32 protein-coding genes and 1 pseudogene are annotated in these 26,370 nt (G+C 69.0%); 4 read left to right on the top strand and 29 right to left on the bottom strand.

Annotated features, from left to right (window positions below; all coding sequences use genetic code 11):
• Positions 1–27: 27 nt before the first annotated feature.
• The 19 genes and pseudogenes from ACZ6S0_RS01785 to ACZ6S0_RS01875 all read right to left on the bottom strand — a co-directional run bounded on the left by ACZ6S0_RS01785 (position 28) and on the right by ACZ6S0_RS01875 (position 10,269).
• Positions 28–240, bottom strand: coding sequence for a hypothetical protein (locus tag ACZ6S0_RS01785; RefSeq protein ID WP_465912690.1), 213 nt, complete (start codon positions 238–240; stop codon positions 28–30).
• A gap of 251 nt (positions 241–491) precedes the next feature.
• Complete coding sequence (locus ACZ6S0_RS01790; RefSeq protein WP_465912691.1) at positions 492–701, bottom strand: hypothetical protein; 210 nt, start codon at positions 699–701, stop codon at positions 492–494.
• Between the two features lie 363 nt (positions 702–1,064).
• On the bottom strand, positions 1,065–1,724 hold the full coding sequence (locus tag ACZ6S0_RS01795; RefSeq protein ID WP_465912692.1) for a hypothetical protein: 660 nt from the start codon (positions 1,722–1,724) through the stop codon (positions 1,065–1,067).
• Positions 1,721–2,527: a metallophosphoesterase gene (locus ACZ6S0_RS01800; protein WP_465912693.1), complete on the bottom strand. Its 807-nt coding sequence runs from the start codon at positions 2,525–2,527 to the stop codon at positions 1,721–1,723. The genes ACZ6S0_RS01795 and ACZ6S0_RS01800 overlap by 4 nt, the downstream gene beginning before the upstream one ends.
• An 87-nt stretch (positions 2,528–2,614) precedes the next feature.
• Positions 2,615–2,902: a hypothetical protein gene (locus tag ACZ6S0_RS01805; protein ID WP_465912694.1), complete on the bottom strand. Its 288-nt coding sequence runs from the start codon at positions 2,900–2,902 to the stop codon at positions 2,615–2,617.
• Positions 2,899–3,150 carry a hypothetical protein gene (locus tag ACZ6S0_RS01810; RefSeq protein ID WP_465912695.1) on the bottom strand — a complete coding sequence of 84 codons (252 nt, stop codon included), beginning with the start codon at positions 3,148–3,150 and terminating at the stop codon, positions 2,899–2,901. The genes ACZ6S0_RS01805 and ACZ6S0_RS01810 overlap by 4 nt, the downstream gene beginning before the upstream one ends.
• Positions 3,131–3,379, bottom strand: a complete 249-nt coding sequence (locus ACZ6S0_RS01815; protein WP_465912696.1) for a hypothetical protein — start codon at positions 3,377–3,379, stop codon at positions 3,131–3,133. The genes ACZ6S0_RS01810 and ACZ6S0_RS01815 overlap by 20 nt, the downstream gene beginning before the upstream one ends.
• Complete coding sequence (locus ACZ6S0_RS01820; protein WP_465913398.1) at positions 3,376–4,014, bottom strand: hypothetical protein; 639 nt, start codon at positions 4,012–4,014, stop codon at positions 3,376–3,378. The genes ACZ6S0_RS01815 and ACZ6S0_RS01820 overlap by 4 nt, the downstream gene beginning before the upstream one ends.
• 13 nt (positions 4,015–4,027) lie before the next feature.
• A pseudogene (locus ACZ6S0_RS01825) lies at positions 4,028–4,225 on the bottom strand (CHC2 zinc finger domain-containing protein); the annotation flags it as partial.
• A 9-nt stretch (positions 4,226–4,234) separates the two neighbouring features.
• Entirely contained in the window at positions 4,235–4,624 is a 390-nt protein-coding gene (locus ACZ6S0_RS01830; protein WP_465912697.1) for a hypothetical protein, read from the bottom strand.
• 103 nt (positions 4,625–4,727) lie between these two features.
• Positions 4,728–5,105: a hypothetical protein gene (locus ACZ6S0_RS01835; protein ID WP_465912698.1), complete on the bottom strand. Its 378-nt coding sequence runs from the start codon at positions 5,103–5,105 to the stop codon at positions 4,728–4,730.
• Positions 5,086–5,301: a hypothetical protein gene (locus ACZ6S0_RS01840; protein ID WP_465912699.1), complete on the bottom strand. Its 216-nt coding sequence runs from the start codon at positions 5,299–5,301 to the stop codon at positions 5,086–5,088. The genes ACZ6S0_RS01835 and ACZ6S0_RS01840 overlap by 20 nt, the downstream gene beginning before the upstream one ends.
• 255 nt (positions 5,302–5,556) lie before the next feature.
• Positions 5,557–6,336, bottom strand: coding sequence for a DnaB-like helicase C-terminal domain-containing protein (locus ACZ6S0_RS01845; protein WP_465912700.1), 780 nt, complete (start codon positions 6,334–6,336; stop codon positions 5,557–5,559).
• Between the two features lie 3 nt (positions 6,337–6,339).
• Complete coding sequence (locus ACZ6S0_RS01850) at positions 6,340–6,795, bottom strand: hypothetical protein (protein ID WP_465912701.1); 456 nt, start codon at positions 6,793–6,795, stop codon at positions 6,340–6,342.
• Positions 6,796–6,832: 37 nt separating this feature from the next.
• Complete coding sequence (locus ACZ6S0_RS01855; protein WP_465912702.1) at positions 6,833–7,642, bottom strand: PD-(D/E)XK nuclease family protein; 810 nt, start codon at positions 7,640–7,642, stop codon at positions 6,833–6,835.
• 161 nt (positions 7,643–7,803) lie between these two features.
• Positions 7,804–8,133: a hypothetical protein gene (locus ACZ6S0_RS01860; RefSeq protein ID WP_465912703.1), complete on the bottom strand. Its 330-nt coding sequence runs from the start codon at positions 8,131–8,133 to the stop codon at positions 7,804–7,806.
• A gap of 190 nt (positions 8,134–8,323) precedes the next feature.
• Positions 8,324–8,797, bottom strand: coding sequence for a hypothetical protein (locus ACZ6S0_RS01865; RefSeq protein ID WP_465912704.1), 474 nt, complete (start codon positions 8,795–8,797; stop codon positions 8,324–8,326).
• A 167-nt stretch (positions 8,798–8,964) separates the two neighbouring features.
• Positions 8,965–9,894: a hypothetical protein gene (locus tag ACZ6S0_RS01870; RefSeq protein ID WP_465912705.1), complete on the bottom strand. Its 930-nt coding sequence runs from the start codon at positions 9,892–9,894 to the stop codon at positions 8,965–8,967.
• 189 nt (positions 9,895–10,083) lie between these two features.
• Positions 10,084–10,269 (bottom strand): hypothetical protein, encoded by a 186-nt coding sequence (locus ACZ6S0_RS01875; protein WP_465912706.1) that lies wholly within the window; start codon positions 10,267–10,269, stop codon positions 10,084–10,086.
• Between the two features lie 233 nt (positions 10,270–10,502).
• Here ACZ6S0_RS01875 and ACZ6S0_RS01880 point away from each other — a divergent pair, with 233 nt between their 5' ends.
• Positions 10,503–10,631, top strand: coding sequence for a hypothetical protein (locus ACZ6S0_RS01880; protein WP_465912707.1), 129 nt, complete (start codon positions 10,503–10,505; stop codon positions 10,629–10,631).
• 62 nt (positions 10,632–10,693) lie between these two features.
• Positions 10,694–11,428 carry a DUF998 domain-containing protein gene (locus ACZ6S0_RS01885; RefSeq protein WP_465912708.1) on the top strand — a complete coding sequence of 245 codons (735 nt, stop codon included), beginning with the start codon at positions 10,694–10,696 and terminating at the stop codon, positions 11,426–11,428.
• Positions 11,429–11,480: 52 nt separating this feature from the next.
• On the opposite strand, the gene ACZ6S0_RS01890 is transcribed toward ACZ6S0_RS01885, so the two are convergent.
• Genes ACZ6S0_RS01890 through ACZ6S0_RS01935 form a run of 10 tightly spaced genes read right to left on the bottom strand, consistent with a single transcriptional unit; the run spans position 11,481 to position 24,498 of the window.
• A complete protein-coding gene (locus tag ACZ6S0_RS01890; protein WP_465912709.1) occupies positions 11,481–13,574 on the bottom strand; it encodes a golvesin C-terminal-like domain-containing protein in 2,094 nt (697 codons plus the stop codon).
• A gap of 3 nt (positions 13,575–13,577) precedes the next feature.
• Positions 13,578–14,495 (bottom strand): dihydrodipicolinate synthase family protein, encoded by a 918-nt coding sequence (locus tag ACZ6S0_RS01895; RefSeq protein ID WP_465912710.1) that lies wholly within the window; start codon positions 14,493–14,495, stop codon positions 13,578–13,580.
• Entirely contained in the window at positions 14,495–16,108 is a 1,614-nt protein-coding gene (locus ACZ6S0_RS01900) for an FAD-dependent oxidoreductase (RefSeq protein ID WP_465912711.1), read from the bottom strand. The genes ACZ6S0_RS01895 and ACZ6S0_RS01900 overlap by 1 nt, the downstream gene beginning before the upstream one ends.
• The gene (locus ACZ6S0_RS01905; RefSeq protein WP_465912712.1) at positions 16,105–18,222 is read right to left on the bottom strand and encodes an MGH1-like glycoside hydrolase domain-containing protein; all 2,118 of its coding nucleotides are present in this window, start codon (positions 18,220–18,222) and stop codon (positions 16,105–16,107) included. The genes ACZ6S0_RS01900 and ACZ6S0_RS01905 overlap by 4 nt, the downstream gene beginning before the upstream one ends.
• Positions 18,219–18,983 carry an ATP-binding cassette domain-containing protein gene (locus tag ACZ6S0_RS01910; RefSeq protein ID WP_465913365.1) on the bottom strand — a complete coding sequence of 255 codons (765 nt, stop codon included), beginning with the start codon at positions 18,981–18,983 and terminating at the stop codon, positions 18,219–18,221. Before ACZ6S0_RS01910 ends, ACZ6S0_RS01905 begins: the two co-directional genes overlap by 4 nt.
• A 5-nt stretch (positions 18,984–18,988) precedes the next feature.
• Positions 18,989–20,014: an ABC transporter ATP-binding protein gene (locus tag ACZ6S0_RS01915; protein ID WP_465912713.1), complete on the bottom strand. Its 1,026-nt coding sequence runs from the start codon at positions 20,012–20,014 to the stop codon at positions 18,989–18,991.
• A gap of 11 nt (positions 20,015–20,025) precedes the next feature.
• Positions 20,026–21,543 (bottom strand): ABC transporter substrate-binding protein, encoded by a 1,518-nt coding sequence (locus ACZ6S0_RS01920; RefSeq protein ID WP_465912714.1) that lies wholly within the window; start codon positions 21,541–21,543, stop codon positions 20,026–20,028.
• 26 nt (positions 21,544–21,569) lie between these two features.
• On the bottom strand, positions 21,570–22,445 hold the full coding sequence (locus ACZ6S0_RS01925) for an ABC transporter permease (protein ID WP_465912715.1): 876 nt from the start codon (positions 22,443–22,445) through the stop codon (positions 21,570–21,572).
• The gene (locus ACZ6S0_RS01930; RefSeq protein WP_465912716.1) at positions 22,442–23,362 is read right to left on the bottom strand and encodes an ABC transporter permease; all 921 of its coding nucleotides are present in this window, start codon (positions 23,360–23,362) and stop codon (positions 22,442–22,444) included. The genes ACZ6S0_RS01925 and ACZ6S0_RS01930 overlap by 4 nt, the downstream gene beginning before the upstream one ends.
• A gap of 5 nt (positions 23,363–23,367) precedes the next feature.
• Positions 23,368–24,498, bottom strand: coding sequence for a LacI family DNA-binding transcriptional regulator (locus ACZ6S0_RS01935; RefSeq protein WP_465912717.1), 1,131 nt, complete (start codon positions 24,496–24,498; stop codon positions 23,368–23,370).
• A 152-nt stretch (positions 24,499–24,650) separates the two neighbouring features.
• Here ACZ6S0_RS01935 and ACZ6S0_RS01940 point away from each other — a divergent pair, with 152 nt between their 5' ends.
• Both ACZ6S0_RS01940 and ACZ6S0_RS01945 read left to right on the top strand, forming a co-directional pair.
• Positions 24,651–25,502 (top strand): phytanoyl-CoA dioxygenase family protein, encoded by an 852-nt coding sequence (locus ACZ6S0_RS01940; protein ID WP_465912718.1) that lies wholly within the window; start codon positions 24,651–24,653, stop codon positions 25,500–25,502.
• A complete protein-coding gene (locus ACZ6S0_RS01945) occupies positions 25,499–26,359 on the top strand; it encodes a helix-turn-helix domain-containing protein (protein WP_465912719.1) in 861 nt (286 codons plus the stop codon). The genes ACZ6S0_RS01940 and ACZ6S0_RS01945 overlap by 4 nt, the downstream gene beginning before the upstream one ends.
• The last annotated feature ends 11 nt before the right edge of the window (positions 26,360–26,370 follow it).

The raw sequence follows: 26,370 nt of genomic DNA on the forward strand, positions 1-26,370 counted from the left end.
CCGTTTGCGTGTACGTCTTGAACGCGCTCACCGGATGCCCGCCGTCTCGGCTACCGCCGTGAGGTCGTCGATCAGCTTGTTCAGGTCGCCGAGGCGGATCATTTCCCGCTGGCGAGCCATGTACGACGGACCGTGAACGTACGTAAAGCGGACGACGACCACATGCGTTCCGTTGCGCGTCTGCCCGGTCGCCGACTCGACACGTTCGGCAGGGTCACCATAGAAATCGGATGAAGTCAAAGCGTGTACACGCCTTTCGAGACATGAGGAGAGAGGGGCCGCCGTTCGCAGCCGACATCGTCAACCAACTTGCAAAGAGACACTAGCAGAACCGGCCGACCAAAACGGGACTTTAGTGCCCTCATCCGAAAACGAGATGCCACAAGCAGCCGACGACCGCCAGGGCGGCAAGCACGGGCACCACGACAAACGCCAGACAGCCTGCCACCGGGCCTGGCTCCGGCTCGCGATCAAGCTGGTCCGGCAACGGCTCACTCATTGGCATCCTTCACGTACTCCGGCGTGACGTCTTCCCAGACCGTCACGGCTCGATAGACCCGAATCGGCATGACTTCCCACGGGTTCGCCTTCCGGTAGGCAACGGCCTTCCGGACGCTAGCGGGATCGTCATAGACGTTGCGATGATTGACCGCGTTCGGGAACACGCGGAATGTCTGGGCGGGCAGCTTGTGATCCGTCATCCGGCCTCACCTCTCGTCAGTTCCTTCGGACCCCAGGTAAGGGGGTTCATCCACCACGGCGGGTTATCCGTCGCGCCGCATGTGAGGCACATCGACGGCATCCATTCGCCGACGACTTCCGGGATATACCGGTCGGCGGTCGCGTAGTGCCCCGGCTCTATCAGGCAAGGGCTTCCCGGATGGCCTGGCTTCCACCATGCGTGATCCGGCATGCATGGCGGAATCACCACCATCGCGACCAACGGCGATTCCACCGACGCCATGCGTAGTGGATCGGAGGGAAGGCGAAGAACACGATCCCAGCCGGTACGGCACAAATCACGATGACGCCCAGGGCGACGGCAAGGCCGTCGAGAAGGCCGCTCATTCCCCGTCCCTATCCCCGTGCGTGATCGCCTGGGCGCGGGCGTTGCTGATCGCCCTCCGGGAGCCCGGCCCGTCATGCACGACAGCCGGCCGATTCACCACACGGTTTAGTACCTCTGTCAGGCGCTCTGTCGCGCGGCGCGCGGTGCGCTGCTCACTCTCGCTAAGCGGCGTCCATCCGGCCTCGACCAGCTTTCGGCGCTGCTCGGCGTCGAAGCTCTCGGATTCCGCTCGACGTATGAGGATGCGTCGCCAGCTATCCGGAATGCCGTCGAGCGCCGCGTGTAGATCCCACAGGGACACACAGACGTTCCCCCGATCCGGCGCCGACACATAGCCGTCCTTCGTGGGCGCATTAAACGTGATGCCCACGGATTCCACAGCGAGCGCTAGCAGGACCCGAACCTCTTCGGACGTGTACAGGTAGCGGGCGGTTCGGTAGACGTAGTCATTCCGCTCACGGGCGCAGTAGGCCACGGCCTTTCGAGTGAGGAATGACCTCAGCTCCTCTTCGGTCAACGCGTTGTAGTCGTCGGGCCGTGTACACGCGACGAGTAGTAGTTCCTGCTGGATGTCGTCGGCACCCATGAACGGCCAATCGCGGGCGACATTCCGCCCCACGGATTCCGCCGTAGCCGTGACTAGCTCATTGATCAACTCCAAACCTTTCCGTCCGCAATGAACGACCCATTGCCGTCCATCGGAATCACTTCCGGCCTAACCCGCTTGCCCTCGACGTAGAGCATTCCGAACCCCGATTGCCAGTTCGCGGTCACGAGTCCGAGGTATTCCGCCTTACGCATGTCCATCAAGTTGCCGACTTCCATGCCCCATCGAACGGAATTGCGCGACGTGGTACCGACCGTGTGAGGCATCAGCCCTAGCCGATGTGTGTGCCCCATCACAACGGACCGGTGCAGCCGGTCAACGAACTTCTTCGCGGTCCCTCCGGGAACCGTCACCGTTCGAATCTTGTCTAGGTGGCCGTGCATCGCCGTCCAACCGGGGGCGATGTTGAGGCTTCCCCGGATGATGTTGATTCCGTGGGAGTCGAAATCAAGTAGCGTCTCGACGTTGAAGGCGTTCGATTTCGCGAGCGCGGGCGCCCACCTGGCGTGGTATCGCCTTGGGTTGGCGTCGTGGTTTCCCTCGACGAAATCCACGGGGCCGTCATAGCCGCGTCGCAGGTCGCCCAGGAATCGCCTGCCTTGCTCGCTCTCGCGGAATACATCGCTCTCGTATTCCGCCCGTGTGTCTTTGCTCCAGCGTGACGGGCCTGCATAGTTCATGAAGTCGCCGATGATGACGAGCCGATCGGGCTTGCTCGCATGGATGTACCGGTGAAGGGAGTTGACCTGTCGCGGGTTGTGTAGCGGAATCTGGGCGTCGGGATAGATCAGGATGCGCTGAATGGTTAGCTCCGGTTGTTTCTCAAGGCGATGATGGCTAGGACCACGCACAGTGCAATCACGGTGGCCGTTACGTCGTTCATTCCGTCTTTCGGAGGGGAGCGCCGGGGGCGCCCGGAGGCGCCCCTCGACGGCGTGCTAGAAGCGCGGGAAGTGCCCGCGAGGGTCGGCGCCCGGGAACGGCGGCGTCTTCGGTGCGCCTTCAGCGGCGGCGCCAAGGGACAGAAGAACGAGGATCATCGCGACCAGGGCGTCAAGGCCGGTCTCGTCGGCGTCTTCCCACTTGTCGGCCGCGAGGTTCACGAGAGGCTCGATGTCGGCTGGAAGGTTCTCCAGCTCCGCCACGCCGATAGCGTCGGCAATGATGGCGTTCCTTATCAGCGCGGCAAGCGTGCCGGTGTGCTTGCCCATGGCCTCGAAGCTCACAGGTCGAATCCCTTCTTTAGTGCGCGCTTCACCCGCTTGATGCGGATGTCGAGCATGACGCCGTAAACGATGAGGTCTTGCGCCTCTTCGCCCGCCCAGTCGAGTAGTTGGGCGAGCGTCATTCCCTCGAATTGCTGGGTGTCGCCCTGGTCGTACTGCTCTTTGCCCGCGCTGAGAACGCGCGCCCGCGCGGAGCGAATGGCGTCTTCTACGGCTTCGGCTAGCTGGTCAGAGGTAATGCTTAACACCCTCTCCATTGGTCGCCTGAACGTGCTTCAGGGCCGCGTTCCAGCCCTCTTTGAAGGACTCTTCGCGGGCGGTCTCGAATAGTTCCGCCGTGAGGATCACGACGGCCGTTCGCTTGCTATCCATCGGCGCCCAATCAATACGTGCCTGCGTTCGCAGCAGGTCGAATACTTCGCCCCAGGCGGCGGACCACTTAGCTACACGAGCTTGATAGAACTCTTCGAAGGTCACGCCATGCCGACCTTCCGAAGTAGGGCATCCTGGCCTTCCGCCAGGAACAAGCTGTTTGCGTCGTGGCCGTCCGGCCAAAGGATCGTGCGGAGGTTCGGAAGGTCGCGCGCCATGCGCTCCCCCAATTCGGCGCCCTGGCCTTTGTCGTCGTTGTCCGCGAGGTGAAACACCGTGTCGTATTGGCGTAGCGGCAATGCCCATTCCGAACGCCACGAGCTGACGCCCGGTAGGCCGACAACGGGCAATCCGCACTGGGTGACTATCCACGTATCCGGCTCGCCCTCGACCGTGAACATGACGCTGTGGTCTTCTTCGAGTACCCGCGTGTTGTACGGTCTCGGGATGTCGCCCGGGACGGATAGGAACTTCGCCCCGTCGCCGTCGCCCAGCCTCCGGAATCGGAGCTGTAGTGTCATCGCGTCGGGGCTCAGGTACGGAATTGCGATGCGTCCGACGTATTTCTCATGCCCCGGCATCGAATCTGCGACGTAGCCCAGCCGAAAAGATCGAATGCTGTCCGGTGTCAACCCCCGTTGCATCAAATACTCTTCGGCGGGGCTTCCGCGCATTGCCCTTTGATACTGCCGGGTGCTCTGTGCCAAGAATTCCAGTGAGGATTTCGACGGCACCAGCAAAATCGCAACCCTCTTTCCACATCACTAGCGAATAGGTGTCGCCGTGCGCTTCGCACGCGTGGCATTTGAAAGACCCGCGCTCCGTCGAGACGGAGGCGGACGCGGATCTATCGTCATGAAATGGGCACTTCATCGGCGCCCATTTATAGCCCCCTGGTACGTAGTCCGCGCCGTAGTGCATGAGGACTTCCTCTATGGCTTGTTCAGCCATAACGGCCGGTTACTGCTCCTTGGCTTCTGCATACGCGAGAGCCACACTCCACGGCTTGCCAGAGTCCTGCCGCCCCTGCGCACGTCCGGCAAAAGCGCGAGTCTTCTCGGAAAGGTTGGGGAAAAGCCGGTAGATCACGCTCTCGGCATTATCATCCTCGTACTCCCTGAGCTTTTCCAAGGGAACCCCGAGGCGGTAAAGCGCAGCGCCGATCAAGCAGCCGGGAGAGAGCGTGCTCTCATCGTCGGCGTCCGTGTGGACGTAGAAGCACGTCGTCGAGCTGGCCGCCGTGGCGGCCATGTGCGCGGGAACCTCGTACACGCGATCGGGGGTCTCGGCTACAACCGCCTCAAGGGCGCCGATCACCAGAGCGTCGGTCACGATGGGAAGGGTGGTCATGGGGCTCTCCGATTCCAAGAGATGGTTACTCTCCGCGCTGGCCGGCTGTTTGCCGCATCGCGCGGAACAGGGGTTTTGTGAACCGCGGCCGAAAGGCCGGCGACTACTCAGCGTGTAGCCGATACTCGATCTCCTGCATGTGCAGGGCGATCGATGGGAGGATTGCTCGCCACTCCGCGAGCGTCAGAACGACGTACGCTTCGCTGATGTTCTTGCGTGGCGCCTTGACGATGACGGCGCCCAACTTGCGCCCGAGGCGGGCCTTTATCGCCTTGATCTGTTTGGCGTACTCGCTAAGCGTGATGCGCTTCTCTGCCTTGCATTCGTGGGGGATCGGGATGGACGATTTGAGGTCGCCCGCCCCGAAGTCCACGCTTCCGACCCGATCGAAATCCGGGATGGTCTCGGCTAGGTAGTCGGCTGCAAGCCGCTCGAAAGCCGTTCCCTTCTGTTTGCTCGGGTTACTCATCCTGTCCGTCATCCGGAAGCGGTATCAGCGCCATCGCGACCACGTCATGGTCGAAGACGTTGATCTGGTCGCCGTCGTTGTCGATGAACGCGTACGCGCCGCTAGGAAGCTCGGTAAAGCTTCCGTCCTCGACCGCCGTCCAGCCGATGTGCTTGATGTAGATGTGTGTGACATGCTCGTAGTCGGGTTCCGTGCGGATCTTAGGCACTCGCCAACTCCTCTTTCTTCTGCTTTCTCCGAAGGTCTGCGCGGTAGCACCGCTCACACAGACCGTGGGCTTTGTGGATGCCGTTGCATCCGGGGGTGTCGCATTCGCGCCATTCCTTCGGCTGCCCGTTCGACGACAACGGGAAGCATCTCCCGTACCGGGACATGTGCCGCTCGTGGGTTGTGCAGAAGCCTTTCCACTTGCGAGTGTTCATGCATTCGTCGTACGCGCAAAGCCGCATGGAATGGAACCGCCTTAGTCTGTGACTTGCATCCGCGCTAGATCGGAGTTGAGCACCACTCGATACCGCCCAGCCGGATCGGGCCGACCGTGGCGGTTCTTCCCGATGACCACGCCAAGCTTTCCCTCCTCGGGCCGAAACAGGTTCAGCACCAGAGAGGGTTTCTTACTGATCTTGCCTTTCAGGGCTGACAGTGGCGGCGGCTGCGCGCCGTCGTCGTATTCGCCGGTCAGGTGGTGAAGGGCGATAACACAGGCGCCGGTTTGCCTCGCGAGATCCGCGAGGTAATCCATCACGCTTTCGAGGGCGACGTGTCCGCGTTCCTCGACATCCGGCGTAACGTCGCCGACGTTATCGACGATTACGTTTTCCGGATAGCTGCCGTAGACGTACGCCCATGACTTCACTTGCGCCTCGATCAGGTCGAGGCTGGGCGATGAGTCGAAGCACCAACGAAGTTTTCGAAGCCCCGCCAACTTGCTATCGAGGTACCGGGTATTACCCGCCTCGACCATGGCGGCAATCTCGTGAACCTTCCGGCCGGACAGCATTGCCGCCGCTCGTTCGTACTGAGTTGCGGCGTCACTGTCGGCGCTGAAATACAGGGTCGGTACCTTGCTGGCTACTGCGAGCGTGAGCGACAGGGCGCTTTTGCCGACTCCCGGCCCCGCCGCGATCAGGTGCAACTGACCGCGACGGAACTCAACCCCTTCCCGCGAGAGTTTGCGGAACGGGTTCGGGAGTACGGCCCCAGCTTCCCCGGCTTTCGCTCGGGCGCGCTGGATCGTGTACACGGGTTAGGCGCTAACGCTCTTACACCGCGTCGGGTCGTCGCGTCGGGCGGGGCAGCCGTAGAACGCCGAGTAGTTATTGCCAGCCTGCGACACACCAGCCTTGACGTATCGCATGGTGCCGTGCTGGCAGGCGGGCGGGCCGTCGTTACCGGGGGGCGCCTCGTCCGGGAACGGGGCATCTTGACCCTCGTACGTGGGCGCCGGTCGAGCTGCGGGCCGCGCCGGTCGAGCCGGGGCGCCCTGGGCAACTCTCTCGGCCCCAAGCTCACTCTTCAGCAGAGCGAACATCCGGACGGTCCTCACGGCCTCACCAAGGGCGAGCCCAAAGTCTTCGTCCACCTCCCGAAGTTCAGCGAGGAAGTCCGGAGCCGAGTTCGCCCGGACATGGAATAGGCCGACCTTCCGGCCCTGGGTATCGGTCAGCTCCAGATCGAGGGCGTATGGGTAATCCTCAGCCATGTAATCCTTTCGTGACAACCAACTTGCAAAGGTTGGGCTAAAAAAAGGACCGGTCGCTGCCCATCACTGAGCAGTACCGGCGCACGCCGCATGTCTTACAGTGGTCGCCCGGGTTGGGCAGGTAGTTACCCGCCTTCTCCGATCGGTCCATCTGCACGAACCATCGTGCTACGTCTTCACGAGCGAAGTTGCGTAGCGAGATAGCGTCTGTCGGCGCATTGTTCTTGCACATGAAGTAGTCGCCCCACATCGGGCGTTCGCCAAGCAAGTCCTCGACAGCTACCGCGTAGACGGCTAGCTGTATCGGGCTCGTCGGCAACCTACTTCCGGTCTTGATGTCCCGAACGAGTAGGCGCCCGCGCCGGTCGGCAAGGATCAGGTCTATCGACCCGATCACGCGAACGCCGTTGAGATCGACGGAGAACGGAACCTCAGTGCTCGGCTCGCCCGGCTCGTACTCGATCGGCGTGAGCCGATCCTGTAGAGCGTAGGCGATGTACCCGGCAACCTGGTCGGCCCCGCGAACCATGCGGTTCTTCAGGTCCGTGTCCGGCTTCGTTCTGCCGGGCGCCTGCCACTGAGACACGTCCGGCTCGACGGCTAACGCCGCCTCGATCTCTCGTTCCCAAGCGTCGTAGTACCAGACTTGGGCCTGCTCGGGACTGTGCGTCCTGTAGGTGCGCTCCCAGTGGCTCACTGCCTCATGCACCGCGTTGCCTTGCGCGAACCAGGCAGCGGGCGTTTGAGGCGCTTTCGCGACCCGTTCGAGCCGGAAAGCCTCGCCGCATGAGGCGTATGAAGTGAGCTGGGAGACGGATCGATGATCTGTCGTTGTGCTTCCCCGCATTGTCCACTGTTGAGTTATCAAGCGACTGCCCAGCCGGGTACCGATACCAGGTGAGGGATAGTTTCCCCGGCCGGGCAAGTCCACCCTACGGGACAACCAACATGCAAAGTGGCGTTGTCACCCCCACATCCTTACGGGGGCGTTCATGCTGGTCACTCCTCTTAGGCACCCACTAGATCGCAGTAGCCAACCGCCAGTTGCGCACGCGCGACCGGACACGTGGAGCACGTCTGCGTACACATGAGCCACGCCTGGTAGTAGGCGTACGTGAAGCCGTCTTCTTCGTCGTCCGTGTGCGCCCCAGTCCAGAACGCATCAGGCGGCATGTGCTCAACGATCGTTTGCCCCGCCTCCCTCGATGCTGGCAGTCGCAGCCGATACTCAACCTCGACGCCATCGGGGTAGAAGACCTCAACACGGCGAACGCCACGGGGGAGCAAGGTTTCCCTCACTTTGAGGACATCTAGGGGGTTCTCTGGTCCCATCGGCATGCCTTAACTCTCGGTATCCCTGACTGAGGGTAATCACTGTAGCCCCAAACGCCCCATAAATGACCATTGCCCTCACAGGGTGTTTCCAGGAAGCACAGAACCGGCCCGCTAGGGCGACAGATGCAACCGCGCCAGGACACACAAAAGGCCAGGGTCGGCGGTCCCTGGCCCGTGTGCGTTTCCTCGATAGCTACTTGCGCGCGCGCCTCCGCACCGGCTCGCCCGTGGCCCTTCGCAGGGTCTTTCCAACGTGCGTCTCCTCCGGCGCCAGGTCCGTCGTAAAGGCATAGAATCCGCCATCCGGGGCGATGTCGGAAGGCCCCTCGTTAGGGTCGTATCCGACGTCCTTACCCGCGTCGATCAAGTCTTGCGCCCAACGAATCGCACCTACGCGCCGGTACGCGTCAACGGGGAGCTTCTGTGCCATCCGGGAAAGATCCCGCAACCGTTGCGCGGGCATCGTCAGCTTGTGCGCCTCCGCGAGTGTCCATGGAACCGCTTCGCCATGGTCAGCTTGCGTCTTTGCAAGCCCCAGCTTCTTTGCGTACAGGGCGACGGTGCGATACGAGCAGGGCACCTCCTTGGCTATGTCGCCGTAGTTGAGGCGTCCTTCCCTAAGCAATGCCTCCAGCCGCTCACGATTGAGCCCACTGTGGTACGCCATCGCTTCTCAGCCCTTCCAAACTCGCGGGAACCGCCACGGCCAGCGGGGGGAAGTTCCCATCTATGATCACGCATTACGTCTCTCTGTGTCTACCAACTTGCAAAGTGTATCCAGAGTTACGGGTGATCTAGCTCACGCCGTGACAACCCCCGCCGTGGCGGGGGCGTCTAACTCGCTTTACTCCATCCGTGACGGCGGCGAAGCTCAGCAGCGAGACGGCTCCCAACACCCTCGACGGCACCGGGCATTTGGTGCATCGGCGCGGTCTGACAGGACTTGCACAGTCCGGGCGTGCGACCGGGGCGCTGGCACGTGGGGCACTCCGTGAGAGGGCGGATGACAGTGACCGGCTTCACAGGGAGACGGGCGGGCATCCGCTTGGTGAGCCGGTCGCGCACGAACCCCACAGCAGTCCGGATGTCGTCAGGCACCCACGAGGTAACGGCGTGAATGATCTGGTCGTCGCTGGCGCCACGGTCGCGCCACTCGGCCACGAGCGGGAGGACTCTGCCCATCTCGGCGAGACCGATCGTGAGACGCGGCTCCATGCGTCCGATGCGCGCCACGAGGGGAGCGCAGGCAGCCTGCTTGTCCTTGATCGAGGCTTCATCCCCTCCCCCGTCCTTCGGCGCCTCGTTAGCGCTCTCGGAGACGTTGGCGGCCATCACTGGGGGAAGGGGGGAGGTTTCTTTCTCAGGAGTTTCTTTAACGGGGTTCGTTCCCGACGCACCGATGTGCGGCTGACCGATTCCCGGCAGACCGGGAATCGGTACGACCTGCGGCGATACGGTGGCCGGCGAATTCTGGGGGATGTCGAACACGGCGGTAGTGGTCCGGACGGCGCCCCGGTCGTCGCGGGCTGTCATGCGAACGTAGTAGCCGAGACTGACCAGTTCGTCGAGGGCGTCAGCGACGGCCTTCCGGCCCACGCCGGGGTTCTCGTCGGCCAGCTTGCGCACGTCGATCTTGTGCCCGTCTTCCAGCGACAGGAGGTAGACGAGGATTCCCCGGGCGGTGAAGCTCAGGCGCTTGTCCTGAATCACCTCGTTGCCAAGGACCGTGAAGAACCGATCACGGGGGGTACGATAAACGCGCATTCGGAGGTAGGCCCTTCGCGTGCGAGGGCCCCGGGGACCGGCCAAGGAACCGGGGCTCTCTCTGGTGGTACGCGGGCGAACCTACATTGCACGTTGGTCGCTTTGCAAGTTGGTCGCCATGGGCACACGACTTGCCTAAGGAACGCGGAAAGCCCCGACGTAGCAGGGCCTGAGCGGTGTTACCGCAGGTCAACAACTGGGTGTTTGACCTTGGATGTACCAGATGTTCCCCAGCGCCGGCAGGGTCAGCGCGGGCACCGCCACCGGCCACTGCCGCTTCAGCTCCAGGCAGTAGAACCGCAGCGCGAGCAGCACCGCCGACCTGCGGACGGACGAGGTGCCCGCGGAGACCTGTCGTGCACCGAACGCAGTCATCCGCCCTCCCGAACGCCGATACCCACCGTGGCCATGCTGCCGCAGGGAGTACGGACGGATCCAACGGTTTTCCGCCGCCCGCCGGGCCCGCCGTCACACCCGCCGCGGGTCCCGCCGCCGCGCCCGATCCCCGGCCTCCCGGAATAGGGCGTCGGCGGACGCTGTTGACGCCGGACAAGTTTAGATTTCAACTTTCGAGCGGAGTCGTCATGGCAATCGCCTTCATGTTGGTCATGAGTCTCATCGTCGGCGGCCTCATGACCGGCGCGGTGGCCGCCCTGGTGCTGACCGGCATCAGGGACCGGCAGTGGCCGGTGCTGCGGCGGCGGCGCGTCGTCTACCGCGGCTTCGTGCCCCGCTGACCCCGGGCACGTCTGTCAGGCTGGGTTGACAGCTCTCGTTCTGTCAGCCTAGCCTGACAGGCATGCGAACCATCCTGCCGCCCGCCCCCGAGCCCAGGGGTCCGGAGGCGGCCATCGACAGGACGACGAGGCGCCTGCTGCTGTGCGGTGTGGTCGCCGGCCCGCTCTTCGTCGTCATGTTCCTCGTCCACGGGGCGCTCAAGGCCCACTACGACCCGCTGCGGCATCCGGTCAGCTCGCTGGCCCTGGGCCCGTTCGGCTGGGCGCAGACGGCGAACTTCGTCGTCGCCGGCGTGCTGTCGCTCGCGTTCGCCGCCGGGATGCGGCGCGTGCTCAGAGGCTCTTCCCCGGTGAGGGGGGCGCGCTGGGGGCCGATCCTGATGGGGGTGTGGGGGGTGATGCTGGTCTGCGCGGGGGTGTTCACGACCGACCCGGTGAGCGGGTATCCGCCGGGGACGCCCGACCTGCTCGCCGAGTACAGCGACGTGCCCGCCCTGCTGCACGACCTGCTCTCCATGCCGGGCTTCGCGGCGCTGGCCTGCGCGTGCGTCGTGTTCGCGGTGCGCTTCGCGGGGACGCGGCAGCTCCTGTGGGCCTGCTACTCGGGCCTCAGCGCGGTGGCGTTCGCGGTGACGCTGGAGCTGTCCACGCTCGGGTTCGCCCAGACGGCGTCGCTGGTCGCGTACGGAGGGCTCTTCCAGAGGATCGCGGTCACCATCGGGTGGGCCTGGGTCACACTCCTCGCCGCGCACCTCCTCCGCCGCGAGCGGGACGGTCACGCGGCGGCGTCCGGCTGATCCGGGGTGGCGGCGTGCGCGCCACGCGCCGGATCAGCCGGACCGGCCGTCGTCAGGGCTTGCGGCGCAGCCTGACGGCGTCGGCGATGACGAACCCGTCGGCCGCGTTGCTCAGCTCGACCGAGCCCAGCCCCGCGGTCATGCGGAACGTGCCGAGCGACACCCACGAGCCACCGCGCGGCTCCGTCACCCCGGCCTTGCGCTGGTCGACCCGCACCACCTTGGTCCCGGTCGCGTGCTTGACGGTGAAGGGCGCGTTGCTCGCGCGGTTCTCGTGCGCGGTGTGCGAGACCTGGACCTCGTAGTTGCCGTCGCTCGGCACCACCGGCCGCCACCGGACGACGCTCCCGCCCGTACCCGCGGGCGCCGTACGGTAGTTGCCGCCGCGGTAGCCGGCCACGCCCGTCGCCGCCGACCAGACGCCGCTGACCACCTGATAGCCGAGTTCGTCGTTGTCGACCACCACCTCGCCGGACACGTCGGCCACCGAGGGCGCGTCGATGAGGCTCAGCGTGTCCAGCGAGACCACCCTGCCGCCGCCGCGACCGGCCCCGGACGCGGTGAACCGGACCTTGTGCTGCCCGACCGAGAGGTTGACCTCGCCGAGGTTGGCGACGTCGTAGCCGTCGGCCCGGTCCGCAGTCGTGTCCAGCACCGCGACCGGGGTGCGGGTGCCGTCGACCGTGACGGTGACCAGGCCGCCGTCGGCGGAGCGGAAGTAGCGCAGCAGCAGCTCCTGGGGGCGCGGGTTGACGACGTTCACGGTGTACTCGACGTAGGCGGTGGTCTGGGACGGGGTGAACACGACCCGGTTCCCCCCGCGCGCCACCGGGTCGGCGACGGTGGTCACGGCGCCGCCGGTGGCGACCGCGCCGGTCGACAGGTCCACGAGCTGCTCGCGGTAGTTCGCGCCGCCGGACAGGGTGTCCCGGCCGTTGGTCAGCCAGTCGAGGGAGAACCGGGCGACGACGACCTTGCGCGGGAAGCTCGGGTTGTCGCCGTCGCGGCCGTAGACGAGCACGATCGTGCCGTCCGAGAGGCGGGCCAGCTCGGAGTAGTACGACCGGCCCGGGTTGACCACCCGGCTGTAGCGGAACGAGTGCGCGTCGTCGTAGCTCACCGACACCGTCAGGTTGGTCCGCACCGGCGAGTCTGGGCGGCTGAACAGCACCCGGCCGACCTCCGACGAGCCCGGCCCGCCGCTGTAGCGCAGCAGGCTCGCGTCCACGGCGTTGAACGTGCCGGTGGACCCGTCCAGCCGCGGCGGCGACCAGGTCAGCCCGCGGTCGGAGCTGACCGACACGATCCGCTGCCGGTTCCCGCCCGCCGCGGCGCGGCCGTTGACCAGCACCGTGCCGTCGGAGCGCTGGATCACCCTGGCCTCGTTGATCGGGTACGCGACGGAGACCGGCACCTCGGCGGTCGCCTCCCAGGTCTGGCCGTGGTCGTCGCTGTAGATCGACGCCACGCCGTAGTACCGCTGCTCGACGGTGTTGCCGACGATCACCCGGCGATGGGAGCAGTTGAGCAGCAGCCGGCCGTTGTCGAGCTGGATGCCGTGGCCGGGCCCTGGGCCGTGCAGCGCCCAGTCGTACGGGAAGTGGTCGAACAGTCCGGACAGGGCGCGCGGCTGGCTCCAGGTGCTGCCGCCGTCCGCGCTGGAGACCATGTAGAGGTCGCCCTGGTCGCCGGAGCAGGTCGTGTTCTCCGGCAGCCGGGTGGAGAGCATGTAGAACAGGAAGACGCCGCCGGTGGTCCGGTCGACGACGAACGCCGGGTTGCCCCACGACTGGCCGCCCACCGAGGTCACCAGCGTCCGCGTCGCCTCCCACGTGTTGCCGCCGTCGGGGCTGCGGCGCAGCACCAGATCCCGGGGGCCGGCGTCGCACACCTCGTGCCGTCCCTCGGTGACGACCAGGATGGAGTCGTCGGGCAGCACCGTCAGCCCGTGGACGTGATAGCTCTCCAGGGGGTCCACGGTGTTGTCCCACAGCGTGGTCTCGTCGAAGGTGACCGGCGCGCGCCGCGCGGCCGCCGCGCTCGCCGGTAGGGCGGGGCCGAGCGCGGCGGCCAGTGACGCCGCGGCCATGCCCTTGCCGAACGCCCTGCGGCCGATGCTGATGGACCAGGATTCTGACGGTGCCACGTGCTACCTCCGGGGGAAGAGATGTGCTTCGTCGTTGGCGAGTAAGGCGTTCAGGTCGCGCCGTTCGGCCTCGGTGCAGGGCACGAGTGGCGCGGCCACGTGTGGGGGGCACAGCCCGCGGTCGTCGAGCAGCGCCTTGATCGCGGGCACTCCCGGCCGGATCGTGTGCAGGGCGAGCAGCCGGGTGAGCACGCGCTGCGCCTCCTCCGCGTCGCCGTCCCTGCCGCTCTCGTGGGCCGCGACGAGTTCGACCGACAGGCCCGGCGCCAGGTTCGCGATGCCGGGGACGATGCCGTCGGCGCCGAGGCGCAGCGCCGCGAGCAACTGGGTCTCCGCGCCCTGGCTCACGCCGAAGTCCGGCCGGCGCCTGGCGGCGGAGACGATGTGGCCCAGCAGGTCGAGGTCGCCTGAGCTGTCCTTGATGCCCACCACGTGCGGCATGGCCACCAGCCGGTCGATCGTGTCCTGGCCGAGCGGGTTGCTGTAGCGGGGGGCGTTGTAGGCGACCACCGGGGTGCCGAGGCCGGCCAGGGCCTCGTAGTGGGCGGCGATCTCGTCGTCGCGGTGCCGGAAGTAGATGGGCGGGCTGAGCACGAGCGCGTCGGGCTCGGCCGGAGCGACCGCCGCCGCGCGCTGCCGCGCCTCCGCCGTCCCGGCCGCCGTGACGTTGCACAGCACCGGCCCGCCGGTCAGCTCGCGCCACTGCCCGGCCACCTGGACGGCGAACTCCGTCAGCGCGGAGACCGGCAGCAACGGGCCCTCGCCGTTGCTGCCGAACAGCATCAAGCTGCGCGCGCCCGCCGCGGCGAGCCCGTGGAGCAGCGCCTTCGCCGCCTGTCCCGAGGGGAGGCCCGGCTCGCTCATCGGGGTGACGAGGGGGATCATCACGCCGCCGAGCAGCCGGCGGCCGTCGACCGCCATCAGTACCCCCTGATCTCGGGCCAGGCCAGCTCGACGCCGTCGGCGACCAGCTCGCTCCTGAACGCCCGCAGCCGCGCGCCGTCCGCGTGCACCTGCTCGGGCTCCAGCCCGTGCTCGAGGCAGTGGGCGGCGAGCGTCCCCGCCACCTCGCCGACGTTCCACTCCACCGGGTGCAGGCGGTAGCAGCCGTTGGTGATGTGGGTGGTCCCGATGTTCTTGGCCGCGGGCAGCAGGTTGCGCAGCCGGACCGGCAGGAGCGCGCCGAGCGGGATCTGGAACGGCGAACTGGCGACGTCGATGTACGTGTCACCGCCGGTCGAGGGGTGCAGGTCGATGCGGTACATGCCGATCCCGACCGAGTCGGGGTAGGCGACCGCGCCGGCCTCGCCGCGCACCGCCAGCGACAGGTCCTGTTCGACGATCCGGTAGCGGGCCTCGATGCGCCGCGACTCGCGGATGTAGGGGGCCTTGGCCAGCCCGTCGGTGGTGCCCAGCACGTCGCCGCGCAGCCGCAGCCCCGGCCAGCCGGTGCCGCCGTCCTCGCGCGGCGCCTCGGTCTGCAGCCAGTAGAGCATGCTCATGCTCAGCTCGCGGGCGCCGGCCAGGTGCTTGTCACGCTCCTCGGCGCTGACGCCGATCAGCGGGCCGGGCAGGTAGTCGATCATCGGCCAGTTGACGATCGTGACGTCGCTGGCGGCGAACCCCGGCCGGTACAGGTTGCGCGACAGCACCCGGCGGAACGCCCACAGCTCCTTGTCGCCCGGGTCCGCCCGCTGGTCGGCGACGAACGGGGCCGGCACCGGGTTCGGGGTGAAGGCGCGGGCCACCGTCTCCAGCGTCCTCGGGTCGGGCGCGCTCAGGCTGAGCAGCGGGTTCGGCCACTTCGGCGGCTGGTAGCGGGCCCAGTCCCGGTAGCCCGCGGGCCGGTCGATCGTGTGGTCCTCACCGGCCCGGTGCTCGATCGCGAACACCCAGGAGAACGCCTGCATGTTCGCCGGCTGCGCCTCGTCGGGGGCGCTGGGCTCGCCGGTGTCGTGCCGGGACTCGAAGCCGGTGACGTGCTCGGCGCCGGTGAGCGGCAGCAGGTCGCCCAGCTCCGTGGCGTCCAGCACGTACGGCGCCGCCACCTCCAGCCGGTGCCCGTCCGCCGCCTCGACGGTGACGGCGCGCACCCGGTCGCCGTCCACGGTGGCGCCGACGACCTTGTGGCCGTACAGGATGCGCAGCCGGCCCGCCGACACGTACGGCGCGACCATGGCGTCCAGCACGGCGGCGGCCACCCTGGGCTCGTGGCACAGCCGGGAGACCCGCCCCTCGCCAGGGTTGAGGTCGGGGCGGGCGCGGGCCTCGTCGGTCAGCGGGTACCAGGTCCGGTAGTGGTCCCGGATCGCGTCGCGGAGCCTGCGGTAGCTGCGGGTGCAGCCGAACTGCTCGATCCAGGTGTGCTCGTCCGGTGGCACGCCCTGGCTGGTGAGCTGCCCGCCTATCCAGTCGGTTTCCTCGACGAGAAGCACGGACCGGCCCCTGCGCAGCGCGGCCAGCGCGGCGGCCACGCCGCCGAGTCCGCCGCCGGCCACGAGGATGTCGGCCGTTGTCTCGGATTCCCTTGTCACGCGGGCATTCCCCCATCGTTGTCGTGTCGGTCGTCACGGGCTGTGCCGTCACGGGCTGTGCCGTCACGGGTCAGGTCGTCTCGGGTTATGCGGAAGGGCTTCGGCTCGGCGGAGACCGGCACCCGTACGGGGGGGCCGTCCCCCGGCGGGCTGACGTGGAGATCGCCGCTGCCACGGGCGATCCCAGTGACCTCGCCCGCGGTACGCCGGTAGGCGGTGACGACGACCCCCGGCGCGGCGTCGAGCAGCGGGCGGCCGTCGAGCGTCACGGTGAGCCGGTCGCCGGCGGTCACGGTGAGCCGGCCGTCGCCGAGCGGCAGGTCGGCCAGCTCCGCGGGCTCCCCTGGGTGCGCGAAGCGCCAGCCGTCCTCCCTGGCGTCGGCGAGTTCGCCGTACGCGAGGTAGGCGAGCAGCCCGCCCCAGGCCATCAGCCCGTCGGAGCGCGCCTGGAACGCCCGGACGTCCTCGCCGGAGGTGGCCGGGTAGTTCTCGCGGACGTGGCTGTGCTTGTCCCATTCGGACAGGAACAGCCGCAGCAGCGCGCCGACCAGCGGGCGGGTGGCCTCGGTCAGGTCGTAGCGGCGCAGGCCCTCGATCGCGAGGAACGCCATCGGCGCCCAGATGCGCCCGCGCCAGTACGTCGCCGCGTAGCCGGGGTCGTCGCGGGCCACGCTGGGCAGCGGCGGGTCGCCGCCGAGCGTCTGCGGACGCAGCAGCCGGGCGGCCAGGTCGGCGGCCCTGGCGGCGTCCGGCAGGCCGGCCAGCAGCGGGTAGAGCAGGGTGGGCGAGACATGCGGGTCGTGTGTCCCGTCGGCGTGCAGGTTCCGGTAGCCGCCGCGGCCGGCGTCCCACAGCAGCGGGTCGGCCTCCGCCCGCGCCTTCGCGGCCTGGTCGCGCAGCCGTCGCGCGACGTCGTCCGCGCCCAGCGTGCCGGCGATGGCGGCGAGCGCCTCGGCGTCGGCGATGTGCAGCGCGACCAGCCCGACGTCGGCCAGGTTCATCGTGCGGGTGGCGGGGTCGTAGGCCACCTCGTCGTACATGGGCGAGTCGTCCAGGCCGGACTCCCGTTTCGTCCGGTCGAGGGTGGCCGAGCCTGGGTCGCCTTCGACGGGGTCGGAGCCCCAGGCGAGCAGGCCGTACGGGCCGCGGCGGGCTCGGGGCCACCAGTCGTGCCAGGCCAGCAGCGCGGGGAACGTTCCGGCGAGCAGTTCCCGGTCGCGGGTCTCGTCCGACAGCCCACCCGCCAGGTACGCCTTGCGCACGGTCAGCGCGCCCACCGGGGGCTGCGAGCGGTCGGCGGTGACGCCCTTGTCGTCGGACACGCGGTTGGGGATCATGCCCGCGGCGTCGGCGAAGGGCAGGATCTGGCCGAAGATCTCGCGGGCGAGGTCGCGGTCGACGGTGGAGGCGACCAGGCCGGTGAAGAACGTGTCCCACGCGTGCAGCGCCCAGGTGCCGTAGAAGCCCCTGCGCCGCTCGGAGACGAAGTCCCTGGAGGTCGGCGTGAGCACCCGGCCGAGGTCGGGCGCGTAGATCCGGTTCCAGGTGACGGCCCTGGTGGCGGCGTCGGCGGCGGCGCCGAGCCAGCCGTCCGACCTCGGGGCGGCGCGCTCGGCCCCGGCCCTGCGCCGCGCGAGCAGGGCGGCCACGTCGGCGGCGCCGCCGGGCGTGCCGTGCGGGGCCACCCGCAGCTCGACCCCGGCGGCGAACTCCAGCACCAGGCCGTCGGCCGGCCACGGCTCCTCGCCCGTCCTGACGAGCCCGCCGCCGGTCTCCCGCCAGTCGATCCGCCAGTCGATCCACTGGGCACCGGTGTCGGTGTCGTCCCGGCCGTCCAGCGCCACGAGCACGCCCGCGGTCCCCTCCGCCCGTACGTACAGCTCGTCGGTGGACCCTCCGGCCATGACCAGGTGCAGGCGGCCGTCACCCGCCTCGACGGTGACCTCCGCGTAGTCGCCGCCCACGGTGTGGTGCCCGAGCCTGACCAGCCCGTCGCGCCAGGTGAACCCGTCGAGGGGAGCACCGGGCACGCCGAAGCGGACCCGCAGCCCCGACGGCAGGTGCACCATGCCGGTGTGGGTGGTGACGTCCCACGTGTTCCAGCCGGTGATCATGCTTCTACTCCGATGTCGAGTGCGGCGTCGAGCAGGGCCTGGGTGTACTCGTGCCGGGGCGCGCCGAGCACCTCTCCCGCCGGGCCCTCCTCGACGACGGCGCCGCGGCGCATCACCGCGACCCGGTCGGCGATCTGGTGGACCACGCCCAGGTCGTGGGTGATGAACAGCAGCGCGAGCCGGTGGCTGCGCCGCAGGTCCACGAGCAGCCGCAGGATCTGCGCCTGCACGGACACGTCGAGGGCCGAGACCGCCTCGTCGCACACGAGCAGCCGTGGCCCGACCGCCAGCGCGCGGGCGATGCTGACCCGCTGGCACTGGCCGCCCGAGAGGTCGCCCGCGCGCCGCCCGGCCACGTCGGCGTCGAGACCGACGTCGGCCAGCAGCCGGTGCAGCGCCTCGGTCCTGTCCCCCGGCGGCGCCGTGACCGGATGCGTACGCCACGCCTCGCCGATGAGTTCGGACACCGGCATCCGCGGGTTGAGCGACGACCGCGGATCCTGGAACACCATCTGGATGGCGCGCTGCGACTCCGGCGGGCGGCGACCGGCCGGGCCGAGCGTCCGCCCTTCGAACGTCACCGTCCCGGAGTCCGGCCGCTGCAACCCGACCACGCACCGGGCGACCGTGGTCTTGCCCGAGCCCGACTCGCCCACCACGGCGAGCGTCTCCTCCGGCGCGACCCGCAGGCTGACGCCGTCGACGGCGACCAGGCCGCCCCGGCCGCCGAAGGTGACCCGCAGGTCGGTCACTTCGAGCATCTCGCTCACGGGGTGAACACCTCCTCCGCGAAGTGGCAGGCACTCCACCTGCCCGGCGCGACCTCGCGCGCCTGCGGCACCTCTGTCCTGCACCGGTCCCTGGCCAGCGGGCACCGCGGGTGGAACGCGCACCCCGCCGGCCGGTTCGCGGGCGTCGCGGGCGAGCCGGGCAGCGGGTCGGCCAGCGCCGTCTTGGTACGCACCGCCGGGACGCTCGCCGCCAGCGCGCGCGTGTAGGGGTGCGCGGGACGGCGCAGCACCGCGCCGGCGGGGCCGCGTTCCGCGACGCGGCCCGCGTACATGACCACGACCTCGTCGGCGACGTGGGCGACCACCCGCAGGTCATGGGTGACCAGCAGCATGGCCAGCCCCTGCTCCCGCTGGATCGAGCGGAGCAGGCGCAGGATCCTGGCCTGTACGGTGACGTCGAGCGCGGTGGTCGGCTCGTCCGCGAGCAGCAGCGACGGGCTGCCGGCCAGAGCCAGGGCGATCATGGCGCGCTGGCGCAGCCCGCCGGAGAACTCGTGGGGATAGTTGTTCATCCGCCGCTCGGGGTCCGGCACCCCGGCGCGGTCGAGCAGGTCGATCACCGCGTGCCGCACCTCGGCGCGCGGCCGTCCGGCCCGCCGGAGGATCTCGCCCACCTGGCGGCCGATGGTGATGCTCGGGTTCAGCGCGGCCAGCGGGTCCTGGAAGATCATCGAGATCTGGTGGCCCCGTACGCGCCGCCAGTCGGTGTCGGGCCGCAGGAGGTTCTCCCCGCGCCACACCAGCTCACCGCCGGTGGCCGCGTGCTCGGGCAGCAGGCCGATCACCGAGAGCGCGGTCATCGTCTTGCCGCTGCCCGACTCGCCGATCAGGCCGACCGTGGTGCCCGCGGGCACGTCGAACGACACCCCGTCCACCACGCGGACCGCGCCACCGGCGCCGTCCGGATGGGGCAGGTCGACGACCAGCCCCTCGACCCGCAGCAGGGGTCCGTCCTGCGGCGGATCCGCCGTACCCGATCTGTCTGGTCGCTGCGCTGTCACCCGGCCACCCATCACGCGCCCGCGAGCCGTACGCGGGAGAAGTCGGGCAGTCCGCTCGGGTCGGGGGTGAACCCGGTGACCCGCGCCCGCCAGGAGTAGGCGAGCTGCACCGTCATCGGGTACATGCCGACCGCGTCGCCCCAGATGATCTTCCCGGCCTCGCCGTACAGTTCGGCGCGCTCGGCCTCGTCCGGGCTCTCGCCCGCCTTGGCCAGCAGCTCGTCGAGGTCCTTGTTGCAGTAGCCGGTACGCTTCGCCGCGCACGTGTAGAGCCGGCCCAGGTTGCTGGCCGCGTCGTAGGTGGGCGTGGCGAGCTGCTGGAAGTTGACGTCCCAGTTGAGCGCGAGCAGGTCCTCGGTGAAGACCGCCTTCTCCTTCTCCAGCACGTCCACCTGGACGCCGATCTCGGCCAGGTCGGAGGCCACCGCCTGCACGAACGGCCGGAACTCGGCGTCGGAGAACTGCAGCCGCAGCTTCTTACCGAAGTCGAAGCCGGCGGACTCCAGCGCGGCCTTGGCGGCCTTCGGGTCGTGGCCGACCGGCTGCTGCTTGGCGTAGCCGAGCACCGCGGGCGCCACCAGGCCGTCGGCGAGCGCGCCGGTCTGCGGGTAGAGCTGCTTGATGATCGTGCCGAAGTCGACCGCCTGCCACAGGGCGCGGCGCACCTCGGCGGTCTTGAGCGCCGGGATCGAGGAGTTGAACCACATGGTGAACACCGCGGTGCTCGGCACCGTCTTGACGGTCAGCCCGTCCGTCCCGCTCAGCACGGGGAGCTGGTCGTCGGGGATGCCCCAGACCACGTCCACCTCGCCGGTGCGCAGCGCGGTCAGCCGCGCCGACAGGTCGGGGATGGTGCGGATCTCCAGGTTGCCGAGCTGCGGCCGCTCGCCCCAGAACTTCGCGTTCGGGCTCATCGCCAGCACCTCGCCGGGCGCGAACCGGTTCACGGTGAACGGGCCGGAGCCGACGGGACGCTCGAAGAACGCGGTGTCCTGGGCCGTGACGGCGCGCGGGATGACGTAGAACAGGCCGAGCTTGCGCGGGATCGACGCGTCCGGGGTCGGCGCGGTCAGCTTGACCTGGTTGTCGGCGGCCGCGGTCATCTTGTAGTCGGGGAAGTTGGCGGCGTTCGGGCCGTCCAGCGTCATCATCCGCTCGAAGGAGGCGACCACGTCGGCGGCGGCCACCGGCTTGCCGTCGGAGAACGTGACGCCGGACCGCAGGTGGAACGTCCACTCCGCGGCGGTGGCGCCGGGCTCCCACTTCTCGGCCAGGTCGCCCTCGACCTTGCCGTCGGCGCCGGGACGCACGAGGCGGCTGAAGATCGCCTGCGCGGCGAGCTGCGTGCCGGTCGTGGCGCCCTGGGCCCCGTGCGGGTCGAGGCTCTCGATCGGGTACGTGCCCGCGGCCGTCAGCTTGCCGCCGGCCGGATCACCGCCGCCCCCGCTGCCGCCGGTCGTCGTGGCACAGCCGGCCAGCAGCAGGACGGCCGCCGCCGCGAACGCTGTCATCTTGCGGAACCCAGTCATCGAGTTCTCCTGTCAGGAAAGGGGGGTCAGGAACGGGTACGGCGCTGCCCGTAACGGGCGGTGAGCTGGTCGCCGAGGATGCCCATGTTGATGATCAGCAGGGACAGGGCGATGCCGGGCAGCGTGGAAATCCACCAGGCGGTCTCCAGGTACTGCTGACCGTTCGCGATCGTCTGCCCCCACGACACGGCCCCGGTCGGGAGCCCGATGCCGAGGAAGCTCAGGCCCGCCTCGGCCAGCACGACGAGGGCGAACTCCAGCGTCGCCAGCGCGACGACCGGGCCGACGGTGAAGGGCAGCACGTGCCGGACGATGATCGACCGGACCGGCACGCCCATCACCCGGGCCGCGTCGACCCAGGCCCGCTCACGCAGCGAGAGCGCGACGCCGCGGGTGACCCTGGCGAAGGAGATCCAGGCCGTCACCGACAGCGAGAGGACCACGACGGGGACGCTGCGCGCGAACACCCCGGCGATCACGATCGCGAGCAGGATCGCGGGGAACGCCTGCAGCACGTCGGTGATCCGGGCCAGCACCGCGTCCAGCCAGCCGCGCGCGTAGCCGGCGACGACGCCGATCGTGACGCCGACCAGGCACGCGACCAGCACGGTCGCCAGCCCGATGGTCAGCGAGGTACGGGCGCCGTAGACGACCTGGGCCAGGATGTCCCGCCCGAGCGCGTCGGTGCCGAGCCAGGCGACCCCGCCGGAGGCGAGCGGCGACCCGGGGGCGAGCAGCCGGTCCGTGAGCGGGGTGCGCACCGGGTCGTAGTCGATGACCAGCGGCCCGATCAGGGCCACCAGCGCGTACAGCGCGATCACCACGTACGGCACCCGGGCCAGCGCCCCCCTGCGCCACCGGCGCGTGGCCACCTGCTGGGGCAGAACCGCCGCCTGACTCATGACCTGGCCTCCGTCCGGATGCGGGGGTCCAATCGGATGTAGAGCACGTCGGCGACGATGTTGAGCACCATCACGATGCCCGCGATCAGCAGCGTCACCGCCTGGACGACCGCGTAGTCGCGGTTGGCGACCGCGTCCACGACCAGGGAGCCGAGGCCGGGCCAGGCGAAGACGTTCTCCACGATCACCGCGCCTCCCATGAGCGCGCCCATCTGCAGGCCGACGATCGTCACGACCGGGATGAGCGAGTTGCGCAGCGCGTGCCCGAGCAGGACCTGGCGTTCGCTGAGCCCCTTCGACCGCGCCGTCTGCACGTACGGCTCGCGCATCGACTCCGTGACGCTGCTCCTGGTGAGCCGGGCGACGATGGCGGTGAACGGGAAGGCCAGCGTCACCGCGGGCAGCACCAGGTGCGCGGGCGTGCCGACCCCGGCGCTGGGCAGCAGGCGCAGGCCGAGCGCGAAGGCCAGGACCAGCATGATCCCCACCCAGAACGTCGGGAAGGACTGCAGCGCGATCGTCGCCGCGGACACGACCCGGTCCACCGCGCCGCCGGGCCGGCTGCCCGCGACGAGGCCGAGGGCCAGACCGGCCACGACGGCGATGGCCGTCGCGGTGAGCGTCAGGTCGACCGTGGCGGGCAGGCGTTCGAACACCGCCTCCATGGCCGGCCGGCCGAGCCGGTAGGACTCGCCGAAGTCGAGCCTGAGCACGTCGCCGAGGTAGCGGAGGTACTGCTCGAACAGCGGCTTGTCGAGCCCGAGCGTGGCCGTCAGCCGGGCGATCTGCTCCTTGGTCGCGTCGGGGCCGAGGAACACCGCGGCCGGGTCGCCCGGCGCGGCGCGGACGATGACGAAGATCACCGAAGCCGCGCCCCACATCACGAACACGCCGATCAGCAGCCGACGCACCACCATGCGCGTCACCGTGACCCCGTCCGATCAGTAGAAGGGGTCCGATCAGCAGAAGGGGCCCGATCGGTGGACGGGGCCCGGTCGGGAGCGGGGCCGATCGAGTCGCCGGACACGTAGCTGCACGGCACCGTGACCTGCTGGGGCGTGCCGTGCGGCGGGTCCAGCAGGTCGATCAGGAGCTGTACGGCCGTGCGGGCCATCTCGACCCGGGGCAGGGAGAAACGGGTCCAGTTGCGCAGTTCGGGCGTCCACGACGGCGGGTCGCCGAGCAGCGCGATCGAGCAGTCGGCGGGGAAGCTCACCCGGCCGTCCGCGCTGGTCGCGTCGAGCGCGGTGGTCAGCCGGTTGTCCTCACTCGGCTCGACGAGGATCGCGGTGACGCCCGCCGTGCCCGTCCAGTGCTCGACGTACTCGGCCGTCAGGTCGGCGGGGTCGGCGAGCGCGCGGATCAGCGACTCGTCCACGGGGATCCCGGCCGCGGCCAGGCCCCGCCGGTAGCCGGTCTCGCGATCGCGGGTCGGCTCGGTGTCCTCGACCGCGCGCAGGTAGAGGATCCTGCGGTGGCCCAGTCGGACCAGCTCCGCGACCATGTCGCTGGTGGCCGTCACGTAGTCGGCCGCCACGTACGACAGCTCCGCGCCGTCCAGCTCGCGGCGGCCGATGAAGACGATCGGGAAGTCCTCCCTGACCAGCTCCGCCAGCTCCTCGCGACGCACGTTGCGGCCCAGCAGGACGCAGCCGTCCGCGAGCTTCAGCCGGTTCACCCCGCCGGTGTAGATCTCCCGCGCCCCCGAGCCGATCGAGGTGAACAGCAGCAGGTCGTAGCCCTGCCGCGAGGTCTCCTCCTCGACGCCCATCAGGAACGGGTAGTAGAAGTCGCGCTGGTCGGTCGGGAAGACGGGCTCGAACGTGTACAGGCCGAGCAGGTGGGTGCGGCCGCCTCTGAGACTCTTGGCGGCGACGTTGGCCGAGTAGCCCAGCTCCGCGGCCGCCTCGAGGACCGCCTGCCGCGTGGGCTCGGCGATCTGGGCGCCGGCCGCGCCGCCGCTGAGGACGAGCGACACGGTCGCCTGTGAGACACCCGCGCGTCTGGCGATGTCGAGCTGGGTCGCTCGCCGTTGCCGTGGAGGAGGAGTCATACCCACTCTCATTGAGGCCGTTAATACGTATTAGTAAGTAGCTCGGGATGTTAATTGCTTGTTTCCGGACACGTCAATAGGTGACAGAATTCGCCATCCCCGTGCGTGCTCGGGCCATGGCAGGACCGGGCCGCGACGGTGATGATGGGGCCATGACGAACTCCGGCCAGAAGACCTCGTTCGACCGCGACGGCTACGTCGTCCTCGACCGCGCGCTCGACCCCGGCGAGGTCGACAAGCTGCTCGAAGAGGCCGTCCGCATCTGCAGGGGCGAGCGCGGCGACATCAGCGGCGCGCTTCCCCCGGGCGCCGGCGACACCGACGACGAGGTGCTGCGCAAGTTCCTGTGCGTCCACTACCCGCACAAGCTCTCCGAACTGATGCTCGCCACGATGCGCCATCCCGCGATTGTTTCGGCGCTCACGTCGGTGATCGGCCCCAACGTCAAGGCGATGCAGTCGATGCTGTTCATCAAGTCCGAGGGCGAGCCGGGTCAGGCGTGGCACCAGGACGAGCTGTTCATCCCCACCCGCGACCGCTCGCTCACGGCGGCCTGGATCGCGCTCGACGACGCCACCGTGACGAACGGCTGCCTCTGGGTGCTGCCCGGATCGCACCGGCGTGGCGTGCTCTACCCCAACCGCGAGCACGACGACCCCCGCTACGACTGCACGGCGGAGTCGTACGGCTTCCCGTTCCGCGACTCCGACGCGGTGCCCGTCGAGGTCCCCGCGGGCAGCGTGGTGGTCTTCAACGGCTACCTGCTGCACAAGTCGCTGCCCAACACCGCCGCGCACGGCTACCGGCGGGCGCTGGTCAACCACTACATGAGCGCCGAGTCCCTGCTGCCCTGGGCGGCCCCGCCGGAGGGGACGGGCATGGCGCAGGCCGACTTCCGTGACGTCGTCCTCGTCGCCGGTGAGGACCCGTACGCGTACAAGGGGTTCGAGGACGTGCGCAAGCCGCGGATCCGTCCGAACCGCGACGGCGGCTGTGACAGATGACGATCTCCGTCGACCTGGTGGCCCGGCTCGGGCCGAGCGTCGCGGGCTATCCGCCGGGCTCGGCGTTCGGCCCGCGGGTGGCCAGGTCGTACCAGTTCGTCTGGCTGCTCGGCGGCAGCGCCACCTGGCTGTGCGACGACGTCGCGCTGCCGCTGACCCCGGGCAAGCTGCTGCTCATCCGGCCGGGGATGCGTGACGCGTTCCGCTGGGATCCGCGCGGCCCGACCCGGCACGCGTACGTGCACTTCACGCTCACCGGTCAGGCGCCGTCCAGTTGGCCGCTGGTACGTGACCTGACCGGGCGGCACGACCCGATGGGCGCCCTGTGCCGGTACCTGCTGCGACTGGGCTCCGAGTGCCCGCCGGGGTGGCGGGACCTGGCCCGCGAGACGCTGCGCCTGCTGGTGTTGACGTTCCTGGCCGACCCCACCCCCGCGCACCGCGCACCGTCGGCCCTGCCCGCGCCGCTGACGGCGATGCTGGGCGCGGTGCGCGAGCACTGGTCCGACGGGGTGGCCAGGCCGATCCCGATGCGCGACCTCGCCTCGGCGGCCCAGGTCTCGCCGAGCACGCTGTCGCGTACGTTCCGTCGCGCGTTCGGGATCGGCCCGGTCGCCGCCGTCGAGCTGCTCCGGCTGACCAGGGCGGAACCGCTGCTGTGGCAGAGCAACCTGTCCATGCGGGCGATCGCCGTGCAGTGCGGGTTCGCCGACGCCTACCACTTCTCCCGTCGGTTCCGGGCGGTCTACGGGATGGCGCCGTCCACGTTCCGCGACACCGCGCCGGAGGCCGCTCCCCCGTCTCCCGCCGAGTCCTGCGGCCTCACCGTGCTGGAAGCGCTGCTCAACGCCCCCTGACCGCTCGGCGG

The organism is Nonomuraea sp. NPDC051298, from assembly GCF_055586305.1.

What these genes read in the sequence shown, in the direction of transcription:
- ACZ6S0_RS01790 (WP_465912691.1), bottom strand. Translation starts at nt 701, where the DNA reads ATGACGGATCACAAGCTGCCCGCCCAGACATTCCGCGTGTTCCCGAAC.
- ACZ6S0_RS01925 (WP_465912715.1), bottom strand. Translation starts at nt 22,445, where the DNA reads ATGAGTCAGGCGGCGGTTCTGCCCCAGCAGGTGGCCACGCGCCGGTGG.
- ACZ6S0_RS01830 (WP_465912697.1), bottom strand. Translation starts at nt 4,624, where the DNA reads ATGACCACCCTTCCCATCGTGACCGACGCTCTGGTGATCGGCGCCCTT.
- ACZ6S0_RS01945 (WP_465912719.1), top strand. Translation starts at nt 25,499, where the DNA reads ATGACGATCTCCGTCGACCTGGTGGCCCGGCTCGGGCCGAGCGTCGCG.
- ACZ6S0_RS01850 (WP_465912701.1), bottom strand. Translation starts at nt 6,795, where the DNA reads ATGGCTGAGGATTACCCATACGCCCTCGATCTGGAGCTGACCGATACC.
- ACZ6S0_RS01940 (WP_465912718.1), top strand. Translation starts at nt 24,651, where the DNA reads ATGACGAACTCCGGCCAGAAGACCTCGTTCGACCGCGACGGCTACGTC.
- ACZ6S0_RS01905 (WP_465912712.1), bottom strand. Translation starts at nt 18,222, where the DNA reads ATGATCACCGGCTGGAACACGTGGGACGTCACCACCCACACCGGCATG.
- ACZ6S0_RS01930 (WP_465912716.1), bottom strand. Translation starts at nt 23,362, where the DNA reads ATGGTGGTGCGTCGGCTGCTGATCGGCGTGTTCGTGATGTGGGGCGCG.
- ACZ6S0_RS01895 (WP_465912710.1), bottom strand. Translation starts at nt 14,495, where the DNA reads ATGGCGGTCGACGGCCGCCGGCTGCTCGGCGGCGTGATGATCCCCCTC.
- ACZ6S0_RS01875 (WP_465912706.1), bottom strand. Translation starts at nt 10,269, where the DNA reads ATGACTGCGTTCGGTGCACGACAGGTCTCCGCGGGCACCTCGTCCGTC.
- ACZ6S0_RS01885 (WP_465912708.1), top strand. Translation starts at nt 10,694, where the DNA reads ATGCGAACCATCCTGCCGCCCGCCCCCGAGCCCAGGGGTCCGGAGGCG.
- ACZ6S0_RS01865 (WP_465912704.1), bottom strand. Translation starts at nt 8,797, where the DNA reads ATGGCGTACCACAGTGGGCTCAATCGTGAGCGGCTGGAGGCATTGCTT.
- ACZ6S0_RS01855 (WP_465912702.1), bottom strand. Translation starts at nt 7,642, where the DNA reads ATGCGGGGAAGCACAACGACAGATCATCGATCCGTCTCCCAGCTCACT.
- ACZ6S0_RS01880 (WP_465912707.1), top strand. Translation starts at nt 10,503, where the DNA reads ATGAGTCTCATCGTCGGCGGCCTCATGACCGGCGCGGTGGCCGCCCTG.
- ACZ6S0_RS01870 (WP_465912705.1), bottom strand. Translation starts at nt 9,894, where the DNA reads ATGCGCGTTTATCGTACCCCCCGTGATCGGTTCTTCACGGTCCTTGGC.
- ACZ6S0_RS01860 (WP_465912703.1), bottom strand. Translation starts at nt 8,133, where the DNA reads ATGCCGATGGGACCAGAGAACCCCCTAGATGTCCTCAAAGTGAGGGAA.
- ACZ6S0_RS01835 (WP_465912698.1), bottom strand. Translation starts at nt 5,105, where the DNA reads ATGACGGACAGGATGAGTAACCCGAGCAAACAGAAGGGAACGGCTTTC.
- ACZ6S0_RS01920 (WP_465912714.1), bottom strand. Translation starts at nt 21,543, where the DNA reads ATGACTGGGTTCCGCAAGATGACAGCGTTCGCGGCGGCGGCCGTCCTG.
- ACZ6S0_RS01935 (WP_465912717.1), bottom strand. Translation starts at nt 24,498, where the DNA reads ATGACTCCTCCTCCACGGCAACGGCGAGCGACCCAGCTCGACATCGCC.
- ACZ6S0_RS01910 (WP_465913365.1), bottom strand. Translation starts at nt 18,983, where the DNA reads ATGCTCGAAGTGACCGACCTGCGGGTCACCTTCGGCGGCCGGGGCGGC.